The organism is Dryocola sharpae, assembly GCF_051307055.1.
GTDB lineage: Bacteria > Pseudomonadota > Gammaproteobacteria > Enterobacterales > Enterobacteriaceae > Dryocola.
This window is the reverse complement of record NZ_CP149994.1, coordinates 3,714,667-3,732,039: the sequence shown is the minus strand read 5'-3', so window position 1 is coordinate 3,732,039 and position 17,373 is coordinate 3,714,667. Positions and strand designations below refer to the sequence as shown.

Annotated in this window: 17 protein-coding genes; 6 read left to right on the top strand and 11 right to left on the bottom strand. The window is 56.4% G+C overall.

Annotated features, from left to right (window positions below; translation table 11 throughout):
• Positions 1 to 45 precede the first annotated feature (45 nt).
• A complete protein-coding gene (locus tag WLO31_RS17755; protein WP_435927940.1) occupies positions 46 to 927 on the bottom strand; it encodes a LysR substrate-binding domain-containing protein in 882 nt (293 codons plus the stop codon).
• A 100-nt stretch (positions 928 to 1,027) separates the two neighbouring features.
• Here WLO31_RS17755 and WLO31_RS17750 point away from each other — a divergent pair, with 100 nt between their 5' ends.
• Positions 1,028 to 1,561 carry an NAD(P)H-dependent oxidoreductase gene (locus tag WLO31_RS17750; protein ID WP_435927939.1) on the top strand — a complete coding sequence of 178 codons (534 nt, stop codon included), beginning with the start codon at positions 1,028 to 1,030 and terminating at the stop codon, positions 1,559 to 1,561.
• Positions 1,562 to 1,659: 98 nt separating this feature from the next.
• Here the strand turns inward: WLO31_RS17750 and treC are convergent, their stop codons facing one another.
• The 3 genes from treC to treR form a co-directional block, all read right to left on the bottom strand.
• A complete protein-coding gene (gene treC / locus WLO31_RS17745; protein ID WP_435927938.1) occupies positions 1,660 to 3,318 on the bottom strand; it encodes an alpha,alpha-phosphotrehalase in 1,659 nt (552 codons plus the stop codon).
• 73 nt (positions 3,319 to 3,391) lie between these two features.
• Complete coding sequence (treB, locus tag WLO31_RS17740; protein WP_435927937.1) at positions 3,392 to 4,810, bottom strand: PTS trehalose transporter subunit IIBC; 1,419 nt, start codon at positions 4,808 to 4,810, stop codon at positions 3,392 to 3,394.
• Positions 4,811 to 4,929: 119 nt separating this feature from the next.
• Complete coding sequence (gene treR, locus WLO31_RS17735) at positions 4,930 to 5,877, bottom strand: trehalose operon repressor TreR (protein WP_435927936.1); 948 nt, start codon at positions 5,875 to 5,877, stop codon at positions 4,930 to 4,932.
• A gap of 422 nt (positions 5,878 to 6,299) precedes the next feature.
• On the opposite strand from treR, the gene mgtA reads away from it, so the two are divergent.
• Together mgtA and WLO31_RS17725 are read left to right on the top strand one after the other, a co-directional pair.
• The gene (gene mgtA / locus WLO31_RS17730; protein ID WP_435930662.1) at positions 6,300 to 8,984 is read left to right on the top strand and encodes a magnesium-translocating P-type ATPase; all 2,685 of its coding nucleotides are present in this window, start codon (positions 6,300 to 6,302) and stop codon (positions 8,982 to 8,984) included.
• A gap of 113 nt (positions 8,985 to 9,097) precedes the next feature.
• On the top strand, positions 9,098 to 11,488 hold the full coding sequence (locus WLO31_RS17725) for a beta-N-acetylhexosaminidase (protein ID WP_435927935.1): 2,391 nt from the start codon (positions 9,098 to 9,100) through the stop codon (positions 11,486 to 11,488).
• A gap of 52 nt (positions 11,489 to 11,540) precedes the next feature.
• Here WLO31_RS17725 and ridA read toward each other — a convergent pair whose 3' ends face one another.
• The 4 genes from ridA to WLO31_RS17705 form a co-directional block, all read right to left on the bottom strand.
• Positions 11,541 to 11,930 (bottom strand): 2-iminobutanoate/2-iminopropanoate deaminase, encoded by a 390-nt coding sequence (gene ridA, locus WLO31_RS17720; RefSeq protein ID WP_435927934.1) that lies wholly within the window; start codon positions 11,928 to 11,930, stop codon positions 11,541 to 11,543.
• 152 nt (positions 11,931 to 12,082) lie between these two features.
• Entirely contained in the window at positions 12,083 to 12,544 is a 462-nt protein-coding gene (gene pyrI, locus WLO31_RS17715; protein WP_435927933.1) for an aspartate carbamoyltransferase regulatory subunit, read from the bottom strand.
• Positions 12,545 to 12,560: 16 nt separating this feature from the next.
• Positions 12,561 to 13,493 carry an aspartate carbamoyltransferase gene (pyrB, locus tag WLO31_RS17710; RefSeq protein ID WP_435927932.1) on the bottom strand — a complete coding sequence of 311 codons (933 nt, stop codon included), beginning with the start codon at positions 13,491 to 13,493 and terminating at the stop codon, positions 12,561 to 12,563.
• A 2-nt stretch (positions 13,494 to 13,495) separates the two neighbouring features.
• Positions 13,496 to 13,639, bottom strand: a complete 144-nt coding sequence (locus WLO31_RS17705; protein WP_435927931.1) for a pyrBI operon leader peptide — start codon at positions 13,637 to 13,639, stop codon at positions 13,496 to 13,498.
• 212 nt (positions 13,640 to 13,851) lie between these two features.
• On the opposite strand from WLO31_RS17705, the gene WLO31_RS17700 reads away from it, so the two are divergent.
• Positions 13,852 to 14,304 carry a YhcH/YjgK/YiaL family protein gene (locus WLO31_RS17700; RefSeq protein ID WP_435927930.1) on the top strand — a complete coding sequence of 151 codons (453 nt, stop codon included), beginning with the start codon at positions 13,852 to 13,854 and terminating at the stop codon, positions 14,302 to 14,304.
• A 95-nt stretch (positions 14,305 to 14,399) separates the two neighbouring features.
• On the opposite strand, the gene argF is transcribed toward WLO31_RS17700, so the two are convergent.
• On the bottom strand, positions 14,400 to 15,407 hold the full coding sequence (gene argF / locus WLO31_RS17695) for an ornithine carbamoyltransferase (protein ID WP_435927929.1): 1,008 nt from the start codon (positions 15,405 to 15,407) through the stop codon (positions 14,400 to 14,402).
• The gene (argL, locus tag WLO31_RS17690) at positions 15,404 to 15,472 is read right to left on the bottom strand and encodes a putative translational regulatory protein ArgL (RefSeq protein WP_420808845.1); all 69 of its coding nucleotides are present in this window, start codon (positions 15,470 to 15,472) and stop codon (positions 15,404 to 15,406) included. Before argL ends, argF begins: the two co-directional genes overlap by 4 nt.
• A 99-nt stretch (positions 15,473 to 15,571) precedes the next feature.
• On the opposite strand from argL, the gene rraB reads away from it, so the two are divergent.
• Entirely contained in the window at positions 15,572 to 15,997 is a 426-nt protein-coding gene (rraB, locus tag WLO31_RS17685; protein ID WP_435927928.1) for a ribonuclease E inhibitor RraB, read from the top strand.
• Between the two features lie 57 nt (positions 15,998 to 16,054).
• Positions 16,055 to 16,813 carry a tRNA isopentenyl-2-thiomethyl-A-37 hydroxylase MiaE gene (gene miaE, locus WLO31_RS17680; RefSeq protein ID WP_435927927.1) on the top strand — a complete coding sequence of 253 codons (759 nt, stop codon included), beginning with the start codon at positions 16,055 to 16,057 and terminating at the stop codon, positions 16,811 to 16,813.
• Here miaE and WLO31_RS17675 read toward each other — a convergent pair.
• The gene (locus tag WLO31_RS17675; RefSeq protein WP_435927926.1) at positions 16,810 to 17,316 is read right to left on the bottom strand and encodes a GNAT family N-acetyltransferase; all 507 of its coding nucleotides are present in this window, start codon (positions 17,314 to 17,316) and stop codon (positions 16,810 to 16,812) included. The genes miaE and WLO31_RS17675 overlap by 4 nt on opposite strands.
• Positions 17,317 to 17,373 lie beyond the last annotated feature (57 nt).

The following is a 17,373-nucleotide window of genomic DNA, read 5'->3' as shown; positions in this document are numbered from 1 at the left end:
AACGGACGCGGCAGGCAAGCCGGGGCGTGAGCGAGGTGAACAAATTTACGCGCTGAATTTATCGAGTAAATAGTCGACAAAAACGCGGATTCGGGGAGCGAGCCGACCGCCGGCATACTTCACCCAAAGGGTTTGCGGGGCAGGGTGGTAATCATCCAGTAACGGCACCAGCCGACCTTCCTGAACCGGTCGCGCCAGATACCAGTCCGCCAGATAAACGATGCCCATGCCGGAAAGCGCCGCGTCCAGCAGCGCATCCGGGAGGCTGGTGATAAGCCAGGCGGAATGTTCATCAATGAGCGTATCGTCATTCAGCCATTGCTGCAGACGTCCGTTTCCGGGATTGCGGTGCACCAGGCAGCGGTGCGGCGCTAACTCTTCTGGCGCCACAGGCGTGCCTTTTTCGGCCAGATAGAGCGGAGAAGCCGCCATGATCATGCGCATCGGGCGCAGCTCACGAGTCACGACGCGGCTGTCCCGCGACGTGCGTTGACCAATCGCCACGTCTATCCGCTCGCCGATTAAGTTCACGCTGCGGGCATCCATCGACAGATCAAAACGGATCTGCGGATAGCGCTGCTGAAATTCATGCAGCTCGGGAAGCAGGACGTGGCGACCGAAGCCGGGAATAACGCTGACCCGTACCAGACCGGCGGGCTCCGCGGTTGGGCTAACCAGCGCCTGATTAAGCGCATACCAAAGCGGCGCGATCTCTTCCCGTAAGGCGGCGCCTTCTTCCGTCAGCACCACAAAGTGGGTGTTTCGCCCAAACAGGATCACGCCGAGACGCAGTTCAAGCTGGCGTACGCTTTTGCTAACGGCGGCTGGCGTGATGCCGAGCTGCCGGGCGGCGGCAGAAAAGCTCTGGCAGTCAGCCGCCGCCAGAAAAGCGGGGAGTAGGCGGGTTACGTCCGGTGAGAGAGACATGGCTTAAACCTTTGGTTGAAACAGATATGCCTTTATACAGACTACAGGTAAGCCATGAGATTTGAAATCATAGCCGCATCCAAACGATGAGGATGTGAAAATGAGAAAGATTCTGGTGCTGGCGGCACATCGGTACCCCGAACAATCACGGATTAGCCGGGCGGCAGTTGCAGCCTTTTCAGGTTTGCCTGATGTGACGGTACATGAGTTAACCCGGGCTTATCCGGATTTTCAGATAGACGTGGAGCGCGAGCAGAATCTGTTGCGCAGCCACGAGTCGGTGGTGCTGCTGTTCCCGTTCTGGTGGTACAGCACGCCATCAATTCTTAAGGAGTGGCAGGACCAGGTGCTGACCTACGGGTTTGCTTACGGAAGCGCGGGTAAAGCGCTGCACGGTAAAAAACTGCTGGTAATGACCTCAACCGGAGGCTCCGCACAGGCCTATACGCCAGAGGGCTACAACCGCTATGCGACCGATGCACTGCTGTTGCCGCTACAGGCCATGTCGAACATGACAGGGATGATCTGGCAGAAACCTGCGCTGATTCAGGGCGCGAACGATATTACGGATGCGTTGATTGATGAGGGCGTGACCTGGTGGCTGAGCCGGATACAGGGCCTGAAAAAAGAGTAAATAATCGGCGGTGGCGCAGCCGCTTATCCAACCTGGCGCCGATAGGCGACATTTTTGTAGGACGGGTAAGCCTGAGCGTACCCGCCGGTGTGTCCTGCTTAATTCTGCAACCAGTAAACGGCTTCATAAGGCCGCAGGCTGATTTGCCCGGGTCTGCCTGCCGCCCCGTCGTAGTTGCTCATCAGCACCTGCCAGTCGCCTTCGAAAGCTTCCGGCATCCACCACTGGTTATTGCGGCTGAGGTTGGCTGCCACCACCAGCGTCCGGCCCTGCCATTCGCGGCGGTAGCACCACAGATACGGATGCTCCGGCAGCAGATCCTGATAGTTGCCCCAGCTAAAGACCGGCTGCGCTTTACGCAGCTTGATCAGTTTCTGATAGGCGTAAAATACGGAGTCGGGATCGTCCACCGCTGCGGCGGCGTTAATGGTCTGATAGTTATCGCACAGGTTTATCCACGGCGTGCCTTTGGTAAAGCCCGCGTTTTCTCCGTTATCCCACTGCATGGGCGTGCGGCTGTTATCGCGGGATTTACTCGCGAGGATCGCCAGCAGGTTATCGCTGTCGCGGCCCTGAGCACGCAGTTCGGCGTACATGTTGTGACTTTCCACATCACGGTAGTCGATGATGCGGGTGAAGTGGGGATTCGTCATTCCCAGCTCTTCGCCCTGGTAGATATAGGGCGTGCCCTGCATGCCGTGGAGCACCATCGCCAGCATTTTCGCCGCCGGCACCCGCAGTTCGCCTTCGTCGCCGAAACGGGAAACGATGCGCGGCTGATCGTGGTTGCACCAGAATAGCGCGTTCCAGGCGACGTTGTGCATCCCCTGCTGCCAGTGGTTGAAAATGGCTTTCAGCGCCACAAAATCCGGCTGCGCCAGCGTCCATTTCTGCCCGCCGGGATAATCCACTTTAAGATGATGGAAGTTAAACGTCATCGACAGCTCTTTGCCGTCCAGCGCGGCGTACTGCTGACAGTTGTCGAGGGTCGTGGAGGACATTTCGCCCACCGTCATCAGGCCGCGTGGGAAAAACACATTGCGACTGAATTCCTGCAAATATTCATGAATGCGCGGCCCGTCCGTGTAAAAACGGCGGCCATCGCCTCCTTCGATATCGTTCGGGAAGTCCTGATCTTTAGAAATCAGGTTGATCACATCCAGACGCAAACCGTCCACGCCGCGATCCGCCCAGAACTCGCAAACCTTTTTCAGTTCGGCGCGTACCTGCGGATTCTCCCAGTTGAGATCCGCCTGCTCAGGGGCGAACAGGTGCAGATAATACTGGCCGCTTTCTGCATGCCAGCGCCAGGCGTTGCCGCCAAACTTGGAACGCCAGTTGTTTGGCAGCAGATCTGGCGTGCCGTCACGCCAGATATAGAACTCGCGGTATGGACTTTCCTTGTTTAACGACTCATGAAACCAGGCGTGCTGGGTGGAGGTATGGTTGAACACCATATCGAGGATGATGCGGATCCCGCGCTCGTGCGCTTCGGCGACCAGCAGATCGAAATCATCCAGCGTGCCGTAGTTATGGTCAATGGCGCAGTAGTTGGCCACGTCATAACCGTTATCCACCTGCGGGGAGACATAAAAAGGTGTCAGCCAGATAGCATCCACGCCCAGCAATTTAAGGTAGTCGAGGCGTTTGATGACGCCGATTAAATCGCCGGTTCCGTTGCCGGTCGTATCCTGGAAACTCTTCGGGTAGATCTGGTAGATGACACCATGTTGCCACCATGGAGGCGTTGTATTCATAGCGCTTTCCTGAAGCTAAGGGGCCATCGCTGGCCCCGGTAAAATCAAACTAAAAACTAGCTGAGGCTGCGCCCTACACCGTTAACAGGGTGCCCTGAGCGAATTTGCGTTTATAGACCGCGGTGGTCAGCACAATCGGTAAGACCACCGCAATCAGCATGGCGATAGCGTAAACCTCCCAGTAACGCGGCTGAATCGACAGGATGCCGGGCAGGCCGCCTACGCCGATACCGTTCGCCATCACTCCGCTCAGGCCGCACAGCAGGCCCGCAATACCGGAGCCGATCATGGCGCACAGCATCGGGAAGCGATATTTCAGGTTAATCCCGTACATCGCCGGTTCGGTGACGCCCAGATAGGCCGAGATCGCCGCCGGGACTGAAATTTCACGCTCGTTATGTTTACGGCTGCAAATAATGACGCCCACCACCGCCGAAGCCTGAGCGATGTTAGACAGCGCAATCAGCGGCCAGACCGGCGTGCCGCCCATGCTCTGAATCATCTGCATGTCGATGGCGAGCGTAGTCTGATGCACGCCGGTTATCACCAGCGGCGCATACAGGAAGCCAAAGAGCGCCGCGCCAACCGGTGCAAAACTGCCGGTCATCAGGTGGCGAACCGCGAAGGCTACGCCGTCGCCAATCCAGCGTCCGAACGGCCCGATGAACGCGTGGGCGAGAAACACCGCCAGAATCAGCGAACACACAGGCACTATTACAAGATAGAGGTAATCCGGCACTATGCGTTTCAGACGCGTCTCAATAAAGCCAAGCGCGAGGCCCGCCAGCAACGCCGGGATGACCTGTGCCTGGTAGCCCACCTTCGCAATGGTAAACAGGCCAAAGTCCCACACTTGCGGAATTTTAGTCCCTAAATCATAGGCGTTCATTAGCTGTGGCGAGACAAGCGTTATGCCAAGCACGATACCAAGGATAGGCGTTCCGCCCATTTTGCGCACGGCGGACCAGCAAATCCCCACCGGCAGATAGAAGAAAATCGCCTCGCCAATCAGCCACAGGAAGTCATAAATGCTTTGCAGCGACGGGTGCATCTGCGCCAGCGTCTGGCCGTTGCTCATAGGCAGTTCGCCAATGACGTTACGGAAGCCAAGGATCAGCCCGCCGCTAATCAGCGCGGGCAGCAGCGGGAAGAAGATCTCCGCGAAATGCGAGATCAAACGCTCGTGCCACTTCATGTTCTGGCGCGCGGCAAGCTTCGCCTGTTCTTTATTCGCGCTGCTGTGACCGCTGGTGGAAATCAGCGCCTGGTAGTAATCGCCGACGTTGGTGCCGATAACCACCTGGAACTGCCCGGCGTTGGTAAAGCAGCCTTTTACCACGGCCAAATTTTCAATCTCTTTCGGCTTCGCAATCGCCGGGTTGTTCAGTACAAAACGCAGGCGGGTAATGCAGTGGCTGACGGTGGCGATATTTTCGCGTCCGCCGACCAGCTCAATCAGCCTGTCGATATCCTGTTGTTTCACTTTGCCCATTTTATAGTTCCGCATAAGGAGTAATGACCTGCCTGCAAGGGTATCGGTTAATTATCCCAGCGAAAATGGGAACGTTCCCGTTATCGGGCGGCGATCACAATAAACCGGCGGCCGGGGCGTTACTGCAGGGCGCCCGGGATAACGAGCTGGCGAATGGCGAGAGTCTGAGTTATCTGACCAACAAGCTGTATGGCCGCCTGTCGCCCGGCCTGTGCATAGCCGGGATCGACGGTGACGATTTCCGGGTGAAGAAACTTCATCAGCGGCGTGTTGCCGACGCTTGCGAGCTGCAGCGTGGTGCGTTGCTGTTCCTGAAGATATTTACTGGCGCCCAGCGCGAGCGTGTCGGTCGCGCACAGCAGGGCGGTGGTTTCAGGCAGAAGCACTTCAGCGACGTGCTCGTAGCCCTGTTTCATCGCCAGACCCGGCAGCGCCACATTTGGCGTGAGCCTGTGTTTTTTGCAAAAGGCGAGATAGGCCTCGTGGCGGCGCAGGCCGGTGGTGATATCGCTGTGGGGAACGCCGAGGAAACTGATATGGCGATGCCCTTGTTGATAAAGGGCTGACATCAGCAGCGCGATGGCCCCTTCGTCGTCATAGCACACGGAGGCGAAACCTTTGGCTTCGCGCGCTATCAATACCAGCGTGGACTGCCAGGGATGGAGCATTTTTTCGGTAATGCCGGTAAAGCCAAACAGGATCACGCCGTCAACGTTGCGTCGCTTAAGCATGCCCAGATGCTCCTCCACAAGCTTCGGATCAAACTGGCTTTCCAGCATTATCGGATCGTAGCCCTGCTCATAGAGGCCCGGCAGCATGGTTTGCACCGCCAGGTTTTCGGAGAGCGAATCCAGACGCGTCACGATAATCGCCACCACCTTATCGCTTTGCCCACGCATCGCGCGTGCCGAACGGGAAGGGGAGAAATCTTCCTGCTGCATCACCGCTTCCACCCGTTCACGCGTGCGGGCGCTAACGCCGCTTTCATTGTTCAGAACACGAGAGACGGTGGACTTGCCCACGCCGCTGAGTCGCGCGATATCTTTGATGGTGAGGCGGTTTTGCATTGTGCTTGTTATTCCCTGAAATGATTTGCGTGGCTTTTATACATTAAAGTAATGCTGCCCAACAAACGGCAATGGGCAAAATCTGGTTTACAAAGGGTTTAGTTTCGCAGGTGTATTATACCCGCACTTTTGTTGCGCCTGGACGTAACGAAGCAATCCCTATTTTTTTCACCGGAGGCGATATGGAACCCGATCCCAGTCCAGACCCTGTAATGACAGGATTTATCCGGTAAGTCACCCTCCTGAGAAGCGACTGCCTTACCGGAATCAGTAAGGCAGCGATTTACAATTTGTCGATCCCTGCTGAATAAAAACATGACCTGCAAGGTGGGCTAAGCCGTGCCTGCAGGACAGCCAGGCGCCGCATCGTGTGGCGCTAAGGGACTATGATGCTGTTTAAAAATCTGACCCGGCAGTTGCTTATGCAACTTAGCCGCCATCTGCCACGCCGCCTGATTCAGCGCGACCCGATGCCGGATGGCAAAACCAACTCTCAGGCGGCGGAAATTCCCGCCACGCTAGCTGAAGCGTGCCTGAAATACGCTTACGCGAGCGAAGCGCAGCTCTATCGCGAGTTTTCCAGCCATCCTGAAGGTCTGAATGCCCGGGAAGTGGAAGACGCGCTGGAAGCGCACGGCCCGAATCAGATCCCCGCCCAGGCGCCGACGCCGTGGTGGAAGCATCTGTGGAGCTGCTATCGCAACCCGTTCAACCTGCTGCTGACGCTGCTTGGCATCTTTTCTTATGCCACAGAGGACGACCTGTTCGGCGCGGGCGTTATCGCGCTGATGGTGATTATCTCAACGCTGCTCAACTTTATTCAGGAAGCCCGCTCCACCAAAGCGGCGGATGCGCTGAAAGCGATGGTCAGCAACACCGCCACGGTGATGCGCGTCATCAATGAAAAAGGCGAGAGCCGCTATATCGACATTCCCCTCGACCAGCTGGTGCCGGGCGATATCGTAAAGCTTGCAGCGGGCGATATGATCCCGGCTGATTTACGCGTGTTCCAGGCGCGCGATCTGTTCGTGGCGCAGGCTTCGTTAACCGGCGAATCGCTGCCGGTAGAAAAAGCGGCTTTCAGTCGTGAAGCTCAGCACAGCAACCCGCTCGAGTGCGACACGCTGTGCTTTATGGGCACCAACGTGATAAGCGGCACGGCGCTTGCGATGGTAATCGCGACCGGCGGCAATAGCTGGTTTGGCCAACTGGCCGGGCGCGTAACCCAGCAGGAAAATGAACCTAATGCTTTCCAGAAAGGCATCAGCCGCGTGAGCTGGCTCCTGATCCGCTTTATGCTGGTCATGGTGCCCGTAGTGCTGCTGATCAACGGGTTCACCAAAGGCGACTGGTGGGAAGCCGCGCTATTCTCGCTCTCCGTTGCGGTTGGCCTGACGCCGGAAATGCTGCCGATGATCGTCACCTCAACGCTTGCTCGCGGTGCGGTAAAACTCTCGAAGCAGAAGGCTATCGTCAAGCATCTGGACGCCATTCAGAACTTCGGCGCCATGGATATTCTGTGCACCGATAAAACCGGCACGCTGACCCAGGATCGTATCATTCTGGAAACGCACACCGATATTCTGGGCGGCGTAAGCGACCGCGTGCTGCAGGCGGCGTGGCTGAACAGCCATTATCAGACCGGCCTGAAAAACCTGCTGGACGTGGCGGTGCTGGAAGGCGTGGATGCGGAAAATGCCCGCAAGGCCGTGGCTCGCTGGCAGAAAGTGGATGAGATTCCGTTCGATTTTGAACGTCGCCGCATGTCGGTAGTGGTTTCCGAATCGCCTGACGCTCATCAGCTAATCTGCAAAGGCGCGCTGCAGGAGATCCTGAACGTTTGTACTCAGGTTCGCCACGGCGATGAGATCGTGCCGCTAAACGACGCGATGCTTAAACGTATTCGCAGAGTTACTGACGATCTTAATCGCCAGGGGCTGCGCGTGGTTGCGGTGGCGAGCAAATTTCTTCCCGCTCGTCAGGAAGACTATAGCCGCGTCGATGAATCCGATCTGATCCTTGAGGGTTATATCGCCTTCCTCGATCCGCCGAAGGAAACGACCGCACCCGCGCTAAAAGCGCTGAAGGAAAGCGGCATCACCGTCAAAATCCTCACCGGCGACAGCGAGCTGGTGGCGGCGAAAGTATGCCGTGAAGTTGGGCTGGAGGTGGGTAAGCTGGTTACCGGCAGCGAAATCGAAAGCCTTGGCGATGAGGAGCTGGCAGCGCTTGCCCTGCGCACTACGCTGTTTGCTCGCCTGACGCCGATGCACAAAGAACGCATCGTGCGCCTGCTGCGCGGCGAAGGGCACGTTGTCGGCTTTATGGGCGATGGCATTAACGATGCGCCCGCGTTACGCGCGGCGGACATTGGTATTTCCGTTGACGGTGCCGTGGACATCGCTCGTGAAGCGGCGGATATCATCCTGCTCGAAAAGAGCCTGATGGTACTGAAGGAAGGCGTTATCGAAGGGCGTCGCACCTTCGCCAACATGCTGAAGTACATCAAGATGACCGCCAGCTCTAACTTTGGCAACGTCTTCAGCGTGCTGGTGGCGAGCGCCTTCCTGCCGTTCCTGCCGATGCTGCCGATTCACCTGCTGATTCAGAACCTGCTCTACGATGTGTCGCAGGTGGCGATCCCGTTCGATAACGTGGACGACGAGCAAATTGCTAAACCGCAGCGCTGGGAGCCGGCGGATTTAGGGCGTTTTATGGTGTTTTTCGGCCCAATCAGCTCCATCTTCGACATCATGACGTTCTGCGTCATGTGGTGGGTATTCCAGGCTAACGTGCCGGAAGCGCAAACGCTGTTCCAGTCCGGCTGGTTCGTGGTGGGCCTGCTGTCGCAGACGTTGATTGTGCATATGATCCGTACCCGGCGCATTCCGTTTATCCAGAGCCGTGCCGCATGGCCGCTGATGGCGATGACGCTGGTGGTGATGGCGTTGGGTATTGCGCTGCCGTTCTCGCCGCTTGCGGGCTATCTGCATCTTCAGGCGCTGCCGCTTAGCTACTTCCCGTGGCTGGTGCTGATTCTCGGCGGCTATATGACCTTGACCCAGGGCGTAAAAGGCTTCTATGCCCGTCGTTACGGCTGGCAGTAGTCTTAAACCTGGCGGGATGTGATCTGCATCGCGCCATAGTCTTGATGAATATTCCTCCACGTGTTACCAGAGTATTTTTGCTTTTTCTGGCCCGTCATGTGAAAGGAATATTCATGTTTAAATCAATACGTTTTGGCTTATTAGCCGGCTGCATCGCCGTAGCCTGCCAGGCAAATGCGGCCCCGGCAGGGGATCTGCCGCTGATGCCCTGGCCGCAGCAGGTGACCCGTCCGGCGGCGGAAGGCAGTCTGGCGCTGGATAACGCCGTGTCGATAAGAATCAGCGGCGACAGGCTCGAAGGGGCCACGGAGCGCTGGCGCGAGCGCATTGCGCAGCAAACCGGCTGGCAGCTGCAGCCGGCGCAGGCCAATCCTGCAAGCCCAACCATTGATATTCACATCAATAAGGCTGTCAGTCCGCTACCCAGGCTCGGCAGCGATGAGAGCTATGAGCTGAGCGTGACGGCGGACGGGGTTAAGCTGACCGCCAACACGCGCTTCGGTGCGATGCGCGGCATGGAAACGCTGCTGCAGCTTATCCAGAACGGGCCGCAGAATACTTCCATTCCTTTCGTCGCGATTAAGGACACGCCGCGCTTCCCGTGGCGCGGCGTGCTGCTGGATTCTGCCCGTCACTTTGTGCCGGTTGAAGATATTCTCCGTCAGCTTGACGGCATGGCGGCCGCTAAATTCAACGTCCTGCACTGGCATCTCACCGACGATCAGGGCTGGCGCTTCGCTTCAACGAAATACCCAAAACTGCAGCAGCTCGCCAGCGACGGGCAGTTCTATACCGTGGCGCAGATGAAAGAGGTTGTTCGCTACGCAACAACCCTGGGAATTCGCGTGGTGCCGGAGATGGATATGCCGGGACACGCATCGGCCATTGCCGTTGCCTACCCGGAGTTAATGAGCGCGCCGGGGCCGTACCAGATGGAGCGCCACTGGGGCGTGCTTAAGCCGCTGCTGAACCCGGCCAACGAAGCGGTTTATAAATTTGCCGATGCGATGATCGGTGAGCTGACGGCTATTTTCCCGGATGCATATTTGCATATTGGCGGCGACGAGGTCGACGACAGCCAGTGGAAAGCATCCGCCCCGATTCAGGCATTTATGAAGCAGCACAACATTGCCGATACCCACGCGCTGCAGACTTATTTTAATCAGCGGCTGGAGAAAATTCTCGAAAAGCATCATCGCCAGATGATGGGCTGGGATGAGATCTACCATCCGGATCTGCCGAAAAGCATTCTGATTCAGTCCTGGCAAGGGCAGGACGCTCTGGGCGCCGTCGCCGCCAACGGCTATAAGGGGATCTTATCGACGGGCTTTTATCTCGATCAACCTCAATCGACGGCTTACCACTACCGCAATGAGATCCTGCCGCAGGGCCTGAACGGGATCGATCAAATCACGCCTGCTGACAGCGCGCAAAGCTGGTTCTTTACCATGCCGCGCCTGAAGGGCAGCCCGGTAGAAGGCAGCTTCACGCTGGTGAATGACAAAAGCGGCTGGCGGGGGTTCATCGACTTCAAGGGGAAATCCCGCCGCGCGGTGCGTGATATTGAGTGGCTGAGCGGCCATCAGGTGACTTTCACGGTAGATAGCTGGATGGGCGAGACGCGCCCGGTGGTGACGGTGGAAAACGATAAGCTGAGCGGCTATTTCCTGGTGGGCAATGTGCGCTACCCGGCGACGGGACAAAAGCTGGCTAACGTGCCGGATGGCGTGCAGCCGGTCGTGCCGACGCCGGAACAGATGGATAATATTCTGGGGGGCGAAGCCGCGCTGTGGGCGGAAAACGTCTCCGCCGGGCTGATTGATATCAAGCTCTGGCCGCGCGCGTTTGCCGTGGCGGAGCGTCTGTGGTCTACGGAAGAGGTAAAAGAGATCGATAATATGTATCAGCGCTTACAGGCGATTGATGCCTGGACGACCGTCTCCGTTGGCCTGCGCCAGCACACCGCTGCCGTGCAGCAGATGACGCGTCTTGCCGGTACGCCGGATATTATGCCGCTGCAGATCCTCGCCCAGGCCGTGGAGCCCGCGCAGTATTACACGCGTCAGCATCTGAAGTTCCAGGCCGGAAATTATCATCACTTCGAGCCGCTTAACCGTTTTGCGGATGCGCTGGCAGCGGAAAGCAGCCAGGTTCGCGCCATGGACGGCTGGGTGGATAAACTTATCGCCGATCCGGAAGAGAGCAGCAGCGCGGAGTCCCTGCGTCATACCTTTGCGCGCTGGCAGAGCAACACGCCGGACGTGCTGGCGCTGATCGACGGTAATTATCAGCTGAAAGGGCTGAAACCGGTGGCGGAAGGCGTTGATAAGCTGGCGGGAATAGGGCTGCGCCTGACCGATTTGGTGGCCAGACAGGGAACGCTAAGCGGCGACGAGCGGGAGAGCATTCAAAAACAGCTGGATGAAGCGGCGCAAACGCAGGATGAGGTGGTTATCGCTGCCGTTTATCCGCTGCAAAAGCTGCTGCGCGCAAGCGCCAGGTAACCCCGTAAAAATAAGGCCGCTCTTGCGGCCTTCATCTTTTAACGCTGCGGAACTAGCGACGAATGGCGATCGCTTCAATTTCAATCTTCACATCTTTCGGCAGACGAGCGACTTCCACGCAGGAGCGCGCCGGGAAAATTGCTTTGTGCTCGGTGAAGAAGGCTTCGTAGGTGGCGTTCACCGTGGCGAAGTCGTTGAGGTCTTTTACAAAAACCGTAGTTTTCACGATATCGCCAACCTTCAGGCCTGCCGCTTCAACGATAGCCTGCACGTTTTCAAGAGACTGGCGCGCCTGAGCGGCCACGTCATCCGCTACGGTACCGGTTTTTGGATCGACCGGGATCTGGCCAGAAGTAATAATCATGCTGCCAAGATCAACGCCCTGAACGTATGGGCCGATGGCTGCTGGTGCGTTTTCAGTGCTGATGGTGCGAGAAGACATTTTCATTCCTTATCTAAGTTCGTAGGGCGGGTAAGCTGCGCGTCACCCGCCAACATGTGAGCGGTGGATGACGCTGACGCTTATCCACCCTACAAACAAAATAGCTCCCGCCCATTATAGGGAAGGGAGCCCGGTTGTCATTAGCGGTTGCGCTAATCGGCCAGTACCACATGATGAGCGAACTCTTTCTCGCAGTATTTGCACTTCAGGCTGATCTCTTCGCCGCGCTTTTTCACCGCGAACGAGGAGTAAACCGGCTCGCTGCGGCTGATGCAGTTGCTGTTCGGACAGACCAGCACCTTGTCGATGCGTTCTGGCAACGTCGGGCGGCTCTTGCCGACCACTTCATACTCGTCGATGCGGTTGACGGTGGCGTGCGGCGCGTACAGGGCCAGCTGGTTTACCTGCTCGTCGGTCAGGAAGGTGTTCTCAATTTTAATCAGATCTTTGCGGCCCTGCTCGCGGGAAGGCAGGTTCAGGCCGATGGTGATGCGCTGCTCGGTTTCGGTCAGCTGGAACAGCGTCAGCAGCTTAAAGCCTACCTGCGCCGGGATATGATCGATAACCGTGCCGCGTTTAATGGCTTCAACCTGTAATTTGTTATCGTGCGTCATCTCTTTTTCCTCTCACTTAAGCCAGTTCGCGATTCAACACCAGCGCCAGCAGCGCCTGGCGAGCAAAAATGCCGTTGCCTGCCTGCTGGAAATACCAGGCGTGAGGCGTTTTATCCACGTCGGTGGTGATTTCATCCACGCGCGGCAGCGGATGCAGAACCTTCATGTTTTCGCGGGCGCCTGCCAGGTCTGCCGCGCGCAGCACAAACTGGGCTTTCACATTGGCGTATTCAGAAGGGTCGAGGCGCTCTTTCTGCACGCGGGTCATATACAGAATATCCAGCTCTGTCACCACATCGTCGATAGCTTCGTGGCAGCTCCACGCAATGCCTTTCTCATCCAGCATATCGAGGATGTACTTCGGCATCGCCAGCGCATTCGGCGCGATAAAGTAGAAGCGGTTGCCGCTGAATTTCGCCAACGCCTGCGCCAGGGAATGCACGGTGCGGCCGTACTTCAGATCGCCAACCATCGCGATATGCAGGTTTTCCAGGCGCCCCTGCGTTTCCTGAATGGTGAACAGGTCGAGCAGCGTCTGGGTCGGATGCTGGTTTGCGCCGTCGCCGGCATTCAGAATCGGCACGCTGCCGGAAAATTCAGTCGCCAGACGCGCAGCGCCTTCCTGCGGGTGGCGCATCACGATGGCGTCGACGTAGGTGCTGATAACGGAGATGGTATCCGCCAGCGTTTCGCCTTTTTTGCCAAGCGACGTATTGCTGCTGTCGGAGAAGCCCACAACGGATGCGCCCAGGCGGTGAATGGAGGTTTCGAACGAGAGACGAGTGCGCGTGGAGGCCTCAAAAAAACAGCTGGCGATAACCTTGTGCCTGAGCAGCTCCGGCTGCGGGTTCGCTTTCAGTTTCGCCGCGGTAGACAGCACCAGTTCAAGCTCTTCACGACTGAGATCGTTTATGGAAATGATATGTTTTTGATACAGCGGGTTAGCCATGTTTATCTCCTGTTCTCGGGCGTCGGGCAAAAAAAAGGCCCCTCAACGAGGGGCCTTTGAAATTGATTGAAGCAACGGAAAGAAAACGGCGTCGCATCGTCTTTCAGACGACGAGGTGTGGCAATTTTTTCAACACGCTGAACCATGCTTCCTCCCGGCAAATTGTGGCGCATTATACGCGCGTGCATGCACACTTCAAGCGGTAAATTCACACAATTATGCAATCAGGCGAGGTGATATCGTCTTTCGTAATAAACATGCGCCAGCACAGGTTTTGGTGAAAAAACCGTGGCGATAAAAAGCGAAGTCTCGTATAAAAGTATTTATAAAACACTGTTTCAAAATTGGACTGAACGCTATGATTATCGGCAACATTCATGCTTTGCAAAACTGGCTTCCTGAAGAGCTGCGCCAGGCCATCGAGCACGTTAAACAGCACATCACCGCGCAAACGCCGGTCGGCAAGCATGATATCGACGGCAACCGGCTGTTTATGCTGGTTTCAGAAGACAGCACGCAGCCTGCTGCCGAGCGTAAAGCCGAGTTCCACCGGCGTTACCTGGATATTCAGATCGTAATGCGTGGCCAGGAAGGCATGACCTTCAGCTGCCTGCCCGCAGGCAAACCTGATACCGACTGGCTGGCGGACAAAGACATTGCGTTCCTGGCGGAAGGCGAGCAGGAAAAAACGGTGGTGTTAAGCGAAGGGGATTTTGTGGTGTTCTATCCGGGCGAGGTGCATAAGCCGCTGTGCGCGGTGGGCGAACCGGCTGCGGTGCGTAAGGTTGTAGTGAAGCTTTTAGTGGCGTAAACGGTTAGCTAGTTTATCGGGTGGCGCCGCGCTTACCGACCTGCCTGAGCTGGATGGGAGGGCGGATAAGCGCAAGCGCCATCCGCCATTCCCTGTTACAGTTTCGCCAGCGTCGCTACCATTACCGCCTTGATAGTATGCATGCGGTTTTCCGCCTGATCGAAGACTACGCTGTTCGGCGATTCAAACACTTCATCCGTAACTTCCATTCCGCCCTGCAATCCATACTGCTCCGCCATCTGTTTACCTAGCGTCGTCTGGTCGTCGTGGAAAGCCGGCAGGCAGTGCAGGAATTTAACCTGCGGGTTGCCCGTAAGCTTAAGCATGGCGCTGTTAACCTGATAAGGACGCAGCAGCTTGATGCGTTCAGCCCATTTCTCTTTGGCTTCGCCCATTGATACCCATACGTCGGTATAAATGAAGTCCGCGCCTTTTACGCCGGCAGCAACGTCTTCGGTCAGCGTGATTTTGCCGCCGGTTTGTTCGGCCAGCGACTGGCATTCGGCGACCAGCTTTTCATCCGGCCAGCAGGCTTTCGGCGCCACAAGGCGAAGATCCAGCCCGGTCAGCGCGGCGGCCTCCAGCATGGAGTTGCCCATATTGTTGCGGGCATCGCCGGTATAGACCAGCGTCATCTCATTGAATGCTTTGCCGGGCAGATGTTCCTGCATGGTCAGCAAATCGGCCAGCAGCTGCGTGGGATGGAATTCATTTGTCAGGCCATTCCATACCGGCACGCCGGCAAATTCAGCGAGGGTTTCGACAGTCTCCTGGCCGTAGCCGCGATACTGAATGCCGTCGTATATCCTGCCCAGCACGCGCGCGGTATCTTTAATTGATTCTTTATGCCCAATCTGGCTACCGCTTGGGCCGAGCCAGGTGACGCGCGCGCCCTGGTCATAAGCGGCAACTTCGAAAGAGCATCTTGTGCGGGTTGAGTCTTTTTCGAAGATGAGCGCGATGTTTTTACCGATAAGTTTTTGAGTTTCTTTCCCTTTTTTCTTATCGGCCTTGAGCTTTGCGGAAAGAGCTAATAATTCATGAAGCTGCGCAGGGGTAAAATCCAGTAATTTAAGAAAGTGTTTTTGATAAAAGTGACTCATCTTTTCCTCACATGGCTCATGCCACTTATTGAATTAAAATTCAATTTATATGTATGAATATTCATTTGCAACCCCCGCGCCGCAAATCTTTCGCGGGAAAGGTGGAGGCAAACCGATGCGTGTGTGAAAATAGAAGTATCTGCCGACACATTGAGGAAAGGGCCATGGCAAATCCAGAACTGCTGGAAGAGCAGCGCGAAGAAACGCGTTTGATTATTGAAGAATTACTGGAAGATGGCAGCGATCCGGACGCGCTGTACACCATCGAACATCACCTTTCTGCAGACGACTTCGAAACCCTGGAAAAAGCAGCGGTTGAAGCCTTCAAAATGGGATATGAAGTCACCGATCCGGAAGAGCTCGAAGTGGAAGAGGGCGATACCGTCATCTGCTGCGACGTGCTGAGCGAATGCGCCCTGAAGGCTGAACTGCTGGATGAGCAGGTTGAACAGCTGCTGAACCTTGCCGAGAAATTTGGCGTGGAATACGACGGCTGGGGCACCTACTACGAAGATCCGAACGGCGAAGAAGGTGAAGAAGGCGAAGAAGAAGATTACGTGGATGAAGACGACGACGGAGTGCGTCACTGATCCCTTCCGTGCAGCGGCTTCCGCCGCTGCATTTTTGTCAGCCATGAATACGCAATCATGAACTACCCCGAACTGCTTTCCCCGGTCCTGAATTTCCTGCATTGTCCGACGCCTGCGGCGTGGATAGACAAAGCTCGCAAGCCTGAACATCTTCCCCTGCTGCTTACCGACCATATGGTCTGCGAACTCAAAGCCGCGCAAACCGCCATGCTGCTGATCCGCAAATACGTCGCTGATAAATCCAGCGCCCAGGCGCTGCTGGAGTGGCTGAAGCCTTATGAAGACTTTACCTTCCGTGAAGGGGCCGAGCCGGATTTTATCGCGCTGCATAAAGGCCTGAGCAAAAGCGTGATGCCCAAAACGCGCACAATTTGGGGGCAAGCGCTTATCGATAGTATGGTTTTGCTTATCAAGGAAGAGCTGCATCATTTCTGGCAGGTGCGCGAGCTGATGATTGCCCGTAATATTCCCTACGTGAAAATTACCGCCAGCCGCTACGCTAAAGCTCTGCTGAGCGAAGCGCGTACTCACGAGCCGGTGATGCTTATCGACAAGCTTATCTGCGGCGCTTATATCGAGGCCCGCTCATGCGAGCGTTTTGCTGCTTTAGCGCCGCATCTGGACTGCGAACTGCAGAAGTTTTATTTGTCCCTGCTGCGTTCAGAAGCGCGCCATTATCAGGATTACCTTGCCCTTGCAGAACTTATCGCCGGTGGCGATATCAGCGATCGGGTACGTTTTTTTGGTGAAGTGGAAGCTGCGTTAATCTCGGGCTCCGACAACGAATTCCGTTTTCATAGCGGCGTACCCGTTTAAAGCGCTTTGAGCATCCTGACTTCGCAGTCCACGTGCCCGGTACAGCCGAGCGGTTCGGAAATATGCTCGAAGCCCAGACGTTCATACAGCGCGATGGCTTCGGTCAGAAAAGCGGTGGTTTCCAGATAGCAGCGCTTAAAGCCCTGCTCGCGGGCAAAATCCATTGCCTGTAATGCCAGCCGCTTCGCCAGGCCTTTGCCGCGCACCGCCGGCAGGAAATACATTTTCTGTAGTTCGCAGATATCGGGTTCGCTACAGGACAAAGGCGCTACACCGCCGCCGCCAACGACTTTACCTTCCAGCTCGACCACCCAGTAAGCGTGACCAGGTTTGCTGTAGAGCTGATAAAGCTCATCCAGATTAGGATCCGCCACGGTATAGCCTTTATCGGCGGTTAAGCCATATTCAGCGGACACCTCGCGGATCACGCGGGCGATCGCAGGATTGTCATGGGCGGAAATCCTGCGCAGGGCAAGATCGACCGGAGCAGCAATGTTCATCATTTAACTCATGATTCTTTGGGACGTAGGGCGAGTTAATAGCACTCTTGGTTCTTCCGT

Bases quoted from the DNA above. Each gene is read 5' to 3' on its own strand.
- WLO31_RS17755 (WP_435927940.1), bottom strand. From the start codon at position 927: ATGTCTCTCTCACCGGACGTAACCCGCCTACTCCCCGCTTTTCTGGCG.
- argF (WP_435927929.1), bottom strand. From the start codon at position 15,407: ATGAGTCACTTTTATCAAAAACACTTTCTTAAATTACTGGATTTTACC.
- WLO31_RS17725 (WP_435927935.1), top strand. From the start codon at position 9,098: ATGTTTAAATCAATACGTTTTGGCTTATTAGCCGGCTGCATCGCCGTA.
- treR (WP_435927936.1), bottom strand. From the start codon at position 5,877: ATGCAAAACCGCCTCACCATCAAAGATATCGCGCGACTCAGCGGCGTG.
- rraB (WP_435927928.1), top strand. From the start codon at position 15,572: ATGGCAAATCCAGAACTGCTGGAAGAGCAGCGCGAAGAAACGCGTTTG.
- miaE (WP_435927927.1), top strand. From the start codon at position 16,055: ATGAACTACCCCGAACTGCTTTCCCCGGTCCTGAATTTCCTGCATTGT.
- treB (WP_435927937.1), bottom strand. From the start codon at position 4,810: ATGGGCAAAGTGAAACAACAGGATATCGACAGGCTGATTGAGCTGGTC.
- ridA (WP_435927934.1), bottom strand. From the start codon at position 11,930: ATGTCTTCTCGCACCATCAGCACTGAAAACGCACCAGCAGCCATCGGC.
- WLO31_RS17700 (WP_435927930.1), top strand. From the start codon at position 13,852: ATGATTATCGGCAACATTCATGCTTTGCAAAACTGGCTTCCTGAAGAG.
- treC (WP_435927938.1), bottom strand. From the start codon at position 3,318: ATGAATACAACGCCTCCATGGTGGCAACATGGTGTCATCTACCAGATC.
- pyrI (WP_435927933.1), bottom strand. From the start codon at position 12,544: ATGACGCACGATAACAAATTACAGGTTGAAGCCATTAAACGCGGCACG.
- WLO31_RS17750 (WP_435927939.1), top strand. From the start codon at position 1,028: ATGAGAAAGATTCTGGTGCTGGCGGCACATCGGTACCCCGAACAATCA.
- WLO31_RS17675 (WP_435927926.1), bottom strand. From the start codon at position 17,316: ATGATGAACATTGCTGCTCCGGTCGATCTTGCCCTGCGCAGGATTTCC.
- pyrB (WP_435927932.1), bottom strand. From the start codon at position 13,493: ATGGCTAACCCGCTGTATCAAAAACATATCATTTCCATAAACGATCTC.
- WLO31_RS17705 (WP_435927931.1), bottom strand. From the start codon at position 13,639: ATGGTTCAGCGTGTTGAAAAAATTGCCACACCTCGTCGTCTGAAAGAC.
- mgtA (WP_435930662.1), top strand. From the start codon at position 6,300: ATGCAACTTAGCCGCCATCTGCCACGCCGCCTGATTCAGCGCGACCCG.